Source organism: Endozoicomonas sp. ALB115 (genome assembly GCF_049310245.1).
GTDB lineage: Bacteria > Pseudomonadota > Gammaproteobacteria > Pseudomonadales > Endozoicomonadaceae > Endozoicomonas.
In genome coordinates this window covers 19,512-31,527 of the sequence record NZ_JBLYZG010000016.1, presented here as the reverse complement: position 1 = coordinate 31,527, position 12,016 = coordinate 19,512, and the positions used below count along the sequence as shown (strand labels likewise).

The following is a 12,016-nucleotide window of genomic DNA, read 5'->3' as shown; positions in this document are numbered from 1 at the left end:
ATCAATCTTATGGCTGGTTATTGTAAAGGCAAATGACTTATGGCGTAAGCATGAGAACAGGTATCGTCGCCATTACCGGAAAAAACGGCGAATGCTCTCTATGGAACTGCCCTGAAATAACTGCCACATTTTCGATGTTATCCAGCAAAGAAAAGCCTTGCCACAGAGAGACGGATGCGCGGAGAAAAGAAAAATCTTTTCCTCTGAGCCTCCGTGTCTCTGTGGCAAACAGAGGAAGTTATTCAGGTAGAATTTCTAACCGGGAGAGAATAGGAGCGAAGTCATGGAATAAGCTTCCGTAATCAACTACCATCACAGCCATTATTTATTATTGGCTCTGTCATTACTCATTCTGCCCCATGGACTTCAACCGTATCTCCGGCCTGCGCAGCCACCCGGCCTGGCGACTGTTGCAGGCAGACAGCGCACCGCTGATTATCAGCTTCCTGCACCGCGCCTTTATTGCCACCAACCAACGCTCGGTGGGGGCAGAAGAGCTGGCCACCAGGCTGGACGATTACCTGCACCATCTACGGGAAACCACCGGGGAGAACCGGTACCCCAAAAAAGGGCGGGATTATCTCAACAACTGGTCTGCCGGTGAACACGGGTATTTAAGAAAGTATTACCCACCCGCCAGCATGGGTGATGAACCGCTGTTTGACCTGACGCCCGCCACCGAAAAAGTGATTGAGTGGATTGCCAGTTTTGAACAGAAACAATTTGTCGGCACCGAGTCCAGACTACTGACCATTTTCCGGCTACTGCGGGAAATTGCCGATGAGACCGAAACCGACCCCACCCTGCGCATTCAACAATTAGAGCAGGAAAAGACCGCCATTGAACGACAGATTGCCCAGCTTCGTGAAGGTCATGTCACCCCTCACGACGGTACCCGTATCAAGGAAAAATTCCTGCAGGCAGAAGATACCGCACGGCAGCTGTTGTCTGACTTCCGTCAGGTGGAAGAGAACTTCCGGGCACTGGACCGGGGCGTCAGAGAGCGGATCACCACCAGCAGCAGCGGTAAGGGCCAGATGCTGGACACCATTTTCTCGGAGCAGGATGCCATTACTGAATCGGACCAGGGGCGCAGCTTCAAGGCATTCTGGAGCTGGCTGATGTCCCCGGTCAGCCAGGATGAATTGCAGGAGACATTGCAAAAAGTCCTCCGGCTGCCGGAAATCAATAGCCTCAACAGTGATAAAGACCCTTTGCTGGACGGCATTCGTTTTCGTCTGCTGGAAGCCGGGGAAAAAGTGAACAGCACCTGCGCCCTGTTAGTGGAACAGTTACGCCGCTACCTGGATGACCAGGCCTGGCTGGAAAACCGCCGGATTATGGAGATTGTCCGGGATATTGAGCAGAACGCCATCACCATTCGCCAGCACCCGCCACCGGATAAACTGTTCACCACACTGTCGCCATTAAAACCGGAAGTGGAGCTGCCCATGGGTCGGGGGCTGTTCCGCCCTGCCCTGCGCCCGGTGATTGATGAAGTGCCGGAAGAGGGTCAGGGCGATGTGGACACCAGCGCACTCTATAATCAGCACTATGTGGATGAGCAGGCCCTGAAAAGCCAGATTCGCTTCGCCCTGCAAACCCGGTCACAAATCACCCTGGCAGAACTGCTGGAACTCTACCCGGTGAAAAAAGGATTAAGCGAAGTGGTCGCCTACTTACATATCGCGGCTGAATCGGATCGGGCGGTAATCAACGCTGAACATAATCAAGCGGTTCAGTGGCTGGACAATACCGGGAATACTAAAGCGGCGTGGATGCCTTCGGTGATTTTCACCCGTTAATGGTTTTTTACCTATTAATCACTTCGTCATAACAAAATGAGTAAGAATGAATCAGCCCCATCACAGGGGAACGCCAATCTGGGTGTCGTTGTGGTCAACCTGATGAAAGGTGTTGTCTACCGGGACCAGAATCCAGCGGTATGGCAGCAGCTTGAAGAACTTCATGGGCCAGTATTGGACTATGTCCGGGTCATGGGTCTGGACCTGATCCTGGACGAGGCCGAAGGCTACGCTTTTCTCCGGCAACTGGATGAAGAGACCACCGAAGCAGACGACGACAAGACAAAGCTGCCGCGACTGGTGGCCCGTCGCCCCCTCAGTTTTCCGGTCAGCCTGCTCTGCGTACTGCTGCGCAAAAAAATGGTGGAGCAGGACGCCAGCGGTGGTGATGCCCGGCTGATCCTGAACCGTGAACAGATCGTTGAGGTGATGCGGGTGTTCCTGCCGGACCGGGCCAATGAAGCCCGACTGTTTGACCAGATCGATACCCACATCAATAAAGTGGCCGAATTTGGCTTCCTGAAAAAACTGTCCGGCAATCCCCCCGCCTGGGAAGTACGACGCATCATCAAGGCACTGGTGGATGCCGACTGGCTGGCGGATTTTAACGACAAACTCAAGGTATACCGGGACCATGCAGACACACTCGTTTGATTTTTCCGACAGCACAAAACGGGCTGGCTTTCGTCTGGCAGCCCTGGAAGTGCTGAACTGGGGAACCTTTCACAAAAAAATCTGGGTCGCCACCCCCGGTGGTGATAACAGCCTGCTGACCGGGGATATCGGTTCCGGTAAATCCACCCTGGTGGATGGTCTCACCACCCTGTTGGTCCCCAGCCAGAAAATCACCTACAACAAGGCGGCGGGTGCGGAAACCAAAGAGCGCAACCTCACCTCCTATGTGCGCGGATACTACAAAAGCGCCAAGGATGACGACACCCTCAGCGCCAAAGCGGTGGCCCTGCGCGACCATAACAGCTACAGCGTCCTGCTGGCCCGTTTTGTCAACGAAGGGTTTGACCAGACCATCACCCTGGCCCAGGTATTCTGGAGCCGGGATAACAGCAATACGCCGGAGCGCTTCTATCTGGTGGCACGAAAACCGTTATCCATTGCCAAACACTTCAGCGGCTTTGGCAGTGATATTGGTGACCTGAAAAAAAAGTTGAAACGAAAGGAGCACATCAAGCTGTTTGACAGTTTCAGCCAATACCAGGCCGAGTTCCGTCGCCAGATGGGCATTGACAACGATCAGGCTTTGGAGCTGCTTTACCAGACCGTCTCCATGAAATCCGTGGGCAACCTGACCGAGTTTGTCCGCAGCCACATGCTGGAAAGCACTGATGCCGAAGAGAAAGTCAACGAACTCAGTCGTCAGTTTGACAATCTTAACCGGGCTCACGAGGCGGTACTGAAAGCTCGCCAGCAAATTGACCGCCTCGCCCCCATGATTGACAACTGCAACCAGTATGAAAGCATTGAGTCAAGCATTGCGGCCCTGCGCCAGTCCAGAGAAGCGCTGTACGGTTTTTTTGCCGATAAAAAAATCACGCTGCTGACGGAGCGCATCCAACGCCGGGAACAGGAACAGCAAAAACTCGAATCCCGCCTGCAGGAGCTGCGTCTGTCCATTGATGACCTGCGCACCACCAGCCGTGAACTGGAACGGGCCATTGACCAGAATGGTGGCCAGCGCCTCTCCGAACTAAAAACAGAACTGGAACGACTGGGACGGGAACGGAACCGCATCGCCAAAGCCTGTGATGATTACCAGGCACTGTGCAACATCCTGGAATTCTCCCAACCTGCAGACGACGATGGTTTTTTTCATAACCGGCAGCAGGCGGAAACCGGACTGCAATCCCTGGAGAAACAGCAGGCCGATCTGCAAAACCAGCAAGTGGAACACCGCGTTGAGTTCCAGAAACTGCGCAGTCAGCACGATGAACTGGAAGCAGAGATCGCCTCGCTGAAAAGTCGTCAGTCCAATATCCCCAGCCGCAACCTGGCCATCCGTCAGGCCCTGAGTGAATCCCTCAACCTGCCGGAATCCACCCTGCCCTTTGCCGGTGAACTGCTCCAGGTTCGCGAAGAAGACAAACACTGGGAAGGGGCGGTTGAACGAGTACTCCATAATTTTGCCCTGAGCCTGCTGGTGCCCGATGAGCACTACCAGTCCGTTGCTGACTATGTGGATCGCACCCACCTCAAGGGACGTCTGGTCTATTACCGGGTTCGCCAGCCCGCCCGCGCCACGGCCGATACCCTTGACCCTCGCTCCTTGTGCCGCAAGGTCTCGATCAAGACCGACAGCCAGTTTTACAGCTGGCTTGAGCATGAACTGTCCCAGCGCTTTGACTATATCTGTTGCGATCAGCTGGCCGACTTCCGCCGGGAGGTTCGGGCCATCACCACCGCCGGACAGATCAAAAGTGGCGGCAGCCGCCATGAAAAAGACGACCGTTACCGTATTGATGACCGTTCCCGTTTTGTCCTGGGCTGGAGCAACCGGGAAAAAATCTTCACCCTGGAAGCCACCCGTAAACAGCTGGAAGCCGACATTCAGAAATCCGCCAGCGCTGAGATGCGGTTTAACCAGCAGATCAACCAGCTGAACCAGCGGCAGTTAGATCTGAAGCTGCTGCTGAAATACGCGGATTTTGCCGAAATCAACTGGCAGCCCCTGGCCATTCAAATCAACAGCCTGGAACAGGAAAAGCAGCAGCTTGAAACAGGCTCCGACATTCTTCGCACCTTGCGCGAACGCCTGGAACGTTGTGAAGCAGCTACTCGTGAAAAAGAGGAACAGGAGCGTAAACTGACCAGGGAGTCCGGTACCGCTGCAGAGAAGCTGAAACAGGATCACAAACTGCTGAAGTTTTCTGAACAACAGCTTTCAGAGCTTCCGGAAACCGCCCGGGAGTCATGCTTTCCCACGCTTGCCGAAATGGAACATGAAGCCCTGGGGGACAAAAAGATCACCATTGAAAACTGCGACAGCTCCCAATCCACCATGCGCAGCTGGCTGCAGCATCGCCTGGATAGCCGGGAGAAAAAGTCCCGGGAACTGGCGGCCCGGATTACCGGGCAGATGGCGGACTATAAAAACGCCTATCCCCAGGAAACCCGTGAAGTGGACGCCTCCATGGGCTCAGTTGCGGAATTCACCGCCATGCTGGAAACCCTGCAAGGGGAAGACCTGCCCCGCCATGAGCAACGGTTTAAACAGATGCTTAATGAAGGCACCATCCACAACATGGCCATGTTCCAGAACTGGCTGGATCATCAGCAACAAACCATTCGGGATAAAATCGCCACCATTAACCGCTCCCTGGCCGCTATTGACTACAGCGACGGCACCTATATACGACTGGTGGCGGACAATCACCGGGACCCGGAGATCAACCAGTTCAAAATCGACCTGAGAAACTGCCTCGGCGATACACTGACCGCCGATAACAGCGATGATGCCTATGCGGAAAACAAGTTCCTGCAGGTGAAAACCATTGTCGAACGATTTAATGGCCGGGAAGGCCAGAGCGAACTGGACAAACGCTGGACCCGCAAAGTGACCGATGTGCGCAACTGGTTCCTGTTCAATGCCTCGGAACGCTATCGAGAAGATGACTCGGAAAAAGAGTTCTATTCCGATGCCGGTGGCAAATCCGGAGGGCAAAAGGAGAAACTGGCCTACACCATCCTGGCGGCAGCACTGGCCTACCAGCTGGGTCTGGAGTGGGGCGAAAACCATTCCCGCTCTTTCCGCTTTGTTATGATCGACGAAGCCTTTGGCCGGGGTTCTGACGAGTCCGCCCGCTACGGGCTGGAGCTGTTTCGCCGGTTGAATCTGCAATTATTGATTGTCACCCCCCTGCAGAAGATTCATGTGATTGAAGATTATGTGAACTCTGTCCACTTTGTTCATAACCAGGGCGGGAACCACTCTATGCTCCGGAACCTGACCATTGAACAATACCGACAGGAGAAACAGCAGGAGCAGGAGCGTCTGCTTAAGGAAACCATAAGCCAGAACCGGGCAGAAGCCATTAGCTAAATGATTACCCTCACCGAACTGCAAAAAAAATCCCTGCGCCCCTGGAGTTCCGGGGCGTTTTTGAGAAGTGTGTTGCAGGGAGAATCCCTGTTTCCGCTGGAAATTACGTTTCGCAAACCTTCCGGCAAAGTGCTCAGCCAGGAGTTTGCCAAAGTGCGGGACTGGATAGCCCTGTTACACAGCAATAGCAAGGCGGTAAAAGGCAGTGGTTATCGGCTGGATTATCGCAGCATCAACCATCAGCAGCTCGGTACCCAGCGCCTGCCCCAGCGCATTGTGTTTGAACACCGGGAAGACTGGCTGGGTTTTATCGGCAAGATCAAAGCCTTTCGCCAGTTTGATGAACTGGCGGGCACAACCAGACGACAGCTGCCAGAGTTAATGCCCTGGCTGCTGGATAAACCGTTAAAAGCCCTGGAGCTGGTTGATAGCTGGCCCCGGTTGCTGAAGGTCTGCCGATATTTTCAGCTGAATCCAAAACCGGGGCGTTACATCCGCCAGTTGGATATCCAAAGTGTTGACAGCAAATTTATTGAAAATAACAAGGGCATTCTCTCGGAGTTGCTGAGCCTGGCCCTTGAACCGGAGGATTTTGATGGGACCATCGCCGGGCTCGCGGAAAACGGTTTTGAGCGCCGCTTTGGTTTACGGTTTGATGAGCCGCTGGTGCGATACCGGTTATTGGATCATCCCGGCCCGGTGACGGATATCACGGTTCCGGTGTCGCAATTTATAGATCCGGGAACCGGCAAGGTGTTTATCACAGAAAACAAGGTCAATGGTCTTGCCTTTCCACCAGTACCGGATGCCATTGTCATCTTTGGGCTGGGCTATGGTATTCAGTCACTGTCTTCCATTGGCTGGCTGAAGGAAAAAGAGATTATCTATTGGGGGGATATTGACACCCACGGTTTTGCCATTCTCTCCCGCCTGCGCCAGCATTTTCCGCAAGTCCGCTCCTTGTTGATGGACCAAGCCACCCTGCAAACGCATTTGGCACTGTGTACAGAGGAGATGGACAGCAAGCGTTTTACTGGTGAACTGCCGGGGCTTACCCCGGATGAATCGCCAGTGTTTGCGGCCCTGAAAGATAATACCTTCGGAAAAAACCTGCGTCTGGAACAGGAGCGTGTTGGTTATGGCTGGCTGTTGGATGCACTTTGACCTGTGATAGCATTAGCAGCGAAAATCCAGGGTGAGGTCTTTCTTTTTGAACACATTCAAGTTTCAAGACCTAACACTGGTTTCTTAATGGTTTCTTAACACTGGTTTCTCTTGTGCGGGGCGGACCATATATAACCTCCAGCTTCTCTTTCCGTATAACATCTATCAGGTATTATTCGAGATTTCATTCCCAACCAGTACAGTACTTAAGAGCTGGCAAGTGTACGGAAGCATTGAGCTTTGAAATTTGAGTTTTGCAAATGAGCATAGTATTCACCCGACAAGATCGAAATCTTTACGACGTACTCAATCAGGCAACTGAAGATGAGCTGCTGCTGTTATCCAAAATTATTGGTGACAAATTCTCCAGTGACATTGATACCAACTGTACGGATCCATTCAAAATTGCCCGCGAGTTGCACCTAATGGGAGGACACTCTGCTGCTAATCTCTGGCGGGGTCACGGTGTCAGCTACAAGCAATAAAAAGGACACCCACTTTTTAAAAAGTGAAGAGAGCGACAGCGTCCCACAACTGGCTTCCTGACAACCCGCAGGGCCTCTGGTAAGCTTGCCTTCAGCTGCTCCCTTGTCCCGTTTTTCCTGACGCTTTCCGCCCTTCATAGGCAGCATTACACCATCAAGAGAGGCCGCTACCGTCGCAGCATTGGCTGGAACCTGAAAGTTGTCTGCCAGACATATACTCAAAAGGTTCAAGATACTGTTCCCACCGTTCACTGAGTTTTGCAGGAAGACGAGCCAAAGTACTGGCCGACGGTTTCATATTTCCCAGCAACTCAAGAAGGCTTGCCACTTCGGTTGGTGGCAACTGAGCCACCATCCATGCCGCTTGCTTTGCCGCCCTGGGTAACCAGAACCCTTCAACAATCCCTGCCTGGAGTTCCAGGGGGACTATACATTTGCTTCCTGAGCCGGATCGATACAGGGTTCGCTTTACCCGGACAGGGCCAGCGGCAGATTGGTATGTTTGATGATTTTGAGCCACCCTGCGATAAACGGTGCCCTTGACCTCAATAGAAGGTTCATTGACGTCCAGTTTTTGGAGGTCTTCAGAGAGAATCTCCTGCTCTGCAAGAGCCATGAGGTTATGCAGTTCATTTTCGTAATCCTCCCAGTGGAGCTCATGGCATGACTGGCGAAGAAGAGATAACCGATGTTGCAGCATCTCGATTGCAGGGCAGTGATTACTAGCGGGAATGGTCAGTGGGTGACATACTTCCATGGAGGGCGGCCTCTCGCAGATGATTCTTTTGTCACATGAAAATCATAGCTGCGTTTGGTCGCCTTTCTTGTTCGGGTATTTTGGCTCCGGGACGTAAATCCTGTGCTCCAGGGTCTGTAGTTGTGCTCAGTATGAGACTTTGACCCTCATGATTCTTAAATTCCCTTTTTGACGTGTTGGTTGACCCTTTTGTGTTTCTGCTGGCCATTGGCGGCACCTGATCCCCGCACGCATCATGCGGACCTATATCAACCGCCCTATTCTGATTGTTTCTCTGTCTCGGTACACCGTGATGATTTAGCTGTCATATTTCTTTCATCATTTCCCGTTATAACTGTTCAGCAACTAAAACAGGACATGACAGGCAAGGCCGATGAAAATCCCTTTCAGCAGAACCGCTCCATTACTGGCAGCTCTGATCATTTCAGGCTGTACTTTGGATATGCAATCTGCCAGCGTAACCCACCCGGATATGCAACCGGTTGGTCGCTATGCATCTGGCACTTTCTTTGAAGGTGCAGCAGAAATTGTCAGCTGGCATAAAACCAGTCAGTCGATTTTTGTCGTGAATGCCGGAGAAAAAACGATTGATATTCTGGATGCCAGCCAATTAACCAGCAAGGCTCTCGCTAACCCACTGACCGATTCAAACCTGACCAAACGAAGCAGCATTGATATTCAAAGCTATCTGCCAGACATCGAACTCGGTGCTGCAAACAGCCTGTCATTACATGATGGCCTGCTGGCTGTTGCCGTTGAAGCTGACATCAAACAGGAAAACGGCGTTGTTATTCTGTTCAACATCGATGATCAAGGTAATGCAACCTACCGGGATTATGTCCACACTTCAGCACTGCCAGACATGGTGACCTTTACCCCAAATGGTAAATATGCGCTGGTTGCCAATGAAGGTGAGCCTTCTGAAGATTACAAAATTGATCCTGAGGGTTCCATCAGCATTATCCAGATCAACGATAACGGTACCGTAGGCGAGGTCAGACAAGTTGGCTTTACTGAGTTTAATAAATACGGTCCAAGGCACAATGAGTTAAGCGAGCAAGTTCGGGTATTTGGCCGAAATGCCACCGTTGCACAAGACCTTGAGCCTGAGTTCATCACCGTATCCAATGACTCTAAAAAGGCTTATGTCAGCCTGCAGGAAAATAATGCTCAGGCAATCATTGATATTGAAGCAGCTGAAGTCGTTAAGATCTTCCCCCTGGGCTACAAAGATTTTGGGAAATACACCGCCGATATCAGTAACAGGGATGGTGGCGTGAATCTGAAAACCTGGGCGGGTGTATACGGTATGTATCAGCCAGACACCCTCGCTTCTTATGAAGCCAATGGCAAAACCTATGTTGTTTCTGCCAACGAAGGTGATGCCCGTGATTACTGGTATGACAGCCCTTCCAGAACAGATTGTCTGAACTCCGGCGGCCTGAAGTTTGATGAAGACGACGGCTGCCTTGCTTATACTGAAGAGTTCCGTGTGAAAAAGGTGAAGGTGGCTGATGAGCACCCAAATGCCGACAAAGCAAAAGATTCAGCCGGGATGGCTCAACTGAAAATCACCAACACTCTGGGAGACAGTGATAACGATGGTGAGTTTGAACAGCTTTATGCTTACGGTACCCGTTCCTTCGCCATCTGGGATGAATCCGGAAATCTGGTGTTTGACTCTGGCGATGATTTCGAGCGCATCACGGCAGAAATACTGAAGTCTGACTTCAATAACAATGACGATGAAACCAAAGGCGATAACCGCAGTGATGACAAAGGTCCGGAGCCTGAAGCCCTGGCCATTGGTGAAATCAATGGAAGACACTATGCGTTTGTTGGTCTTGAGCGTACCGGCGGCCTGTTTATGTACGACATCACCAGTCCGGAATCACCTGAATATGTCCGCTATATCCATAACCGGGACTTTTCCGTGAATGTGGCCGAGCAGCCTGAACTGGCTGGTGACCTTTCACCGGAGGGTATGGTCTTTGTGGCAGAAGCGGACAGTCCCACTGGCAAGCCTTTGCTGATCATTGGCCATGAGGTTTCTGGATCAACCCTTGTCTATGAAATCTTTTAACGACTATTCGTACAGCCTCCCGGGAGGCTAAACGTTTAAAGGCTTCCACCCGGAAGCCTTTTTTATGCTTTAAACAACCGGTATCGGACTAACGACATCGGCATTCTGTGCCCGGTGCCGCAGAAAATGATCCATCAGGGTAATCGCCATCATCGCTTCAGCAATGGGTACTGCACGAATACCTACGCAGGGATCATGGCACCCCTTGGTGACGACCTCCACCGGCTTGCCCTGACTATTAATCAACTTTCCTGAGGTGGTAAAGGACAATAAAAAGAGGACAATAAAAAGAGGACAATAAAAAGAATAAAAAGGACACCCACTTTTTAAATAGTGAAGAGTACATCATTTATTCATTTTTTAAATGATAGTATCCGACCTTCACCACCCCTTGGTAACATTTTGATTTTAAACGATTAAATATCGTGCCAACCATATATTCGAATAGAATATATGGTTCAAAATCAAATGATTACGTTATTTTGGTGGTGAAAGTGGGATAGTATTGATCATTGTAAGAATGTCTCATTCAAAGAATAAAAAGAAGAATTTCTCATTCATACCAAACAGGAAGCGTATAAAAAGCACTCAGCAACAGCCAGATAGAAGACACTATCAAGACAATATAAGAAAGAGCATTCAGAAGATTCTGGCCACATTAAAGTAAATGAAAATACGTTGATCAGGCAGGGTAGAGAGCACCGCTCACAGACATCCCATGAACCCAGCATTTTCCGGTGCTTTCTGCATAAGCCTTCAGTGAGGCCAGCTTGCCGACTGCGCGGTGAAAACGATTATGCCAGCGCATAGTCTCCAGCCATTCTTTTGGGTCAATACCCAAGCGCTCCAGGATAGGTGGTACATCGTCAGTTATACGACCAAGTTTGCCTTTTCGGACAATTCGGCCAGACCAGTCAACCAGTTCAAAGTAGCTAATGAGTGGGTATGGAATCGCCTGTTCCGGGTTTTGACCCTGAGCTTTTAACGGTTTCAAGTGTGTCTTTTGTTTTTTTCCGTTTGCGCTGTCGTATGACTCAATGCGCTCTTTAATAGAAGTATGTTCTGAGGTTTCCAGCGTTGCGGCAATTTTTGCCCGGATGGGGTTCAAGTCGACATAGGCCATGCAAGTCAGCAATGCTGCCTCATCTAACAAAGCCTGACTTTTGTAACGACCTTCCCAAAAGCGCCCTTTGCACTCATCCTCTTTATTGGCCAGCCGGGCTAAATATTCGTTGAGACAGCGCATGAACCAGCTGATATCCATTAACCGACCTCGGTACTTCTGGGCATATGCTTCGACACGCAGCAGCTCTGCTTTGCCCAGCTGATCGCCGACAAGAAAACGCTGAACCAGGTGCGGGCCTGAAAAAAGCTGCGTCCAGCGTTGTAAGACTGCTTTGGTGTCCCATTTTTTGGCTTGCTGACTATTGATATGGAGCACCACATGATAATGATTCGACATCACCGCATAAGCACAGACTTCCAAGGCAAAAATACCGGAAAGTGCTTTCAACCGATCAACCACCCATTGCCTGCGATGCTCATAGTTTTTGCCTGAGAAATTATCTTTGCCGCATAGGAAGGCCCTGCGAACGCAGCGTGCCATACAGTGGTAGTAGGGCGTACTGGCTGGATCTATGAGGTTTTTTCGGGCGGTCGTCATGTCAT

At 51.1% G+C, this 12,016-nt stretch carries 8 protein-coding genes and 1 pseudogene; 6 read left to right on the top strand and 3 right to left on the bottom strand.

Going from position 1 to position 12,016, the window contains the following annotated elements:
* Nucleotides 1-359: 359 nt before the first annotated feature.
* The 5 genes from ACO6VE_RS09905 to ACO6VE_RS09885 all read left to right on the top strand — a co-directional run bounded on the left by ACO6VE_RS09905 (nucleotide 360) and on the right by ACO6VE_RS09885 (nucleotide 7,508).
* Nucleotides 360-1,805: a DUF3375 domain-containing protein gene (locus ACO6VE_RS09905; protein ID WP_422446374.1), complete on the top strand. Its 1,446-nt coding sequence runs from the start codon at nucleotides 360-362 to the stop codon at nucleotides 1,803-1,805.
* Nucleotides 1,806-1,841: 36 nt separating this feature from the next.
* Nucleotides 1,842-2,459, top strand: coding sequence for a DUF4194 domain-containing protein (locus ACO6VE_RS09900; protein WP_422461079.1), 618 nt, complete (start codon nucleotides 1,842-1,844; stop codon nucleotides 2,457-2,459).
* Nucleotides 2,440-5,859 (top strand): ATP-binding protein, encoded by a 3,420-nt coding sequence (locus ACO6VE_RS09895; RefSeq protein WP_422446376.1) that lies wholly within the window; start codon nucleotides 2,440-2,442, stop codon nucleotides 5,857-5,859. The genes ACO6VE_RS09900 and ACO6VE_RS09895 overlap by 20 nt, the downstream gene beginning before the upstream one ends.
* Nucleotides 5,860-7,023: a DUF3322 domain-containing protein gene (locus ACO6VE_RS09890; protein ID WP_422446378.1), complete on the top strand. Its 1,164-nt coding sequence runs from the start codon at nucleotides 5,860-5,862 to the stop codon at nucleotides 7,021-7,023.
* Between the two features lie 260 nt (nucleotides 7,024-7,283).
* A complete protein-coding gene (locus ACO6VE_RS09885) occupies nucleotides 7,284-7,508 on the top strand; it encodes a hypothetical protein (RefSeq protein WP_422461077.1) in 225 nt (74 codons plus the stop codon).
* 154 nt (nucleotides 7,509-7,662) lie between these two features.
* Here ACO6VE_RS09885 and ACO6VE_RS09880 read toward each other — a convergent pair whose 3' ends face one another.
* Nucleotides 7,663-8,265: a hypothetical protein gene (locus tag ACO6VE_RS09880; protein WP_422461075.1), complete on the bottom strand. Its 603-nt coding sequence runs from the start codon at nucleotides 8,263-8,265 to the stop codon at nucleotides 7,663-7,665.
* A 373-nt stretch (nucleotides 8,266-8,638) separates the two neighbouring features.
* Here ACO6VE_RS09880 and ACO6VE_RS09875 point away from each other — a divergent pair, with 373 nt between their 5' ends.
* Entirely contained in the window at nucleotides 8,639-10,348 is a 1,710-nt protein-coding gene (locus ACO6VE_RS09875) for a choice-of-anchor I family protein (protein ID WP_422446382.1), read from the top strand.
* Between the two features lie 69 nt (nucleotides 10,349-10,417).
* Here the strand turns inward: ACO6VE_RS09875 and ACO6VE_RS09870 are convergent.
* Both ACO6VE_RS09870 and ACO6VE_RS09865 read right to left on the bottom strand, forming a co-directional pair.
* Nucleotides 10,418-10,615: pseudogene (locus ACO6VE_RS09870) on the bottom strand (chorismate synthase); the annotation flags it as partial.
* A gap of 415 nt (nucleotides 10,616-11,030) precedes the next feature.
* Complete coding sequence (locus ACO6VE_RS09865; RefSeq protein WP_422446384.1) at nucleotides 11,031-12,011, bottom strand: transposase; 981 nt, start codon at nucleotides 12,009-12,011, stop codon at nucleotides 11,031-11,033.
* Nucleotides 12,012-12,016 lie beyond the last annotated feature (5 nt).

What these genes read in the sequence shown, in the direction of transcription:
- ACO6VE_RS09875 (WP_422446382.1), top strand. Translation starts at nt 8,639, where the DNA reads ATGAAAATCCCTTTCAGCAGAACCGCTCCATTACTGGCAGCTCTGATC.
- ACO6VE_RS09865 (WP_422446384.1), bottom strand. Translation starts at nt 12,011, where the DNA reads ATGACGACCGCCCGAAAAAACCTCATAGATCCAGCCAGTACGCCCTAC.
- ACO6VE_RS09905 (WP_422446374.1), top strand. Translation starts at nt 360, where the DNA reads ATGGACTTCAACCGTATCTCCGGCCTGCGCAGCCACCCGGCCTGGCGA.
- ACO6VE_RS09890 (WP_422446378.1), top strand. Translation starts at nt 5,860, where the DNA reads ATGATTACCCTCACCGAACTGCAAAAAAAATCCCTGCGCCCCTGGAGT.
- ACO6VE_RS09895 (WP_422446376.1), top strand. Translation starts at nt 2,440, where the DNA reads ATGCAGACACACTCGTTTGATTTTTCCGACAGCACAAAACGGGCTGGC.
- ACO6VE_RS09885 (WP_422461077.1), top strand. Translation starts at nt 7,284, where the DNA reads ATGAGCATAGTATTCACCCGACAAGATCGAAATCTTTACGACGTACTC.
- ACO6VE_RS09900 (WP_422461079.1), top strand. Translation starts at nt 1,842, where the DNA reads ATGAGTAAGAATGAATCAGCCCCATCACAGGGGAACGCCAATCTGGGT.
- ACO6VE_RS09880 (WP_422461075.1), bottom strand. Translation starts at nt 8,265, where the DNA reads ATGGAAGTATGTCACCCACTGACCATTCCCGCTAGTAATCACTGCCCT.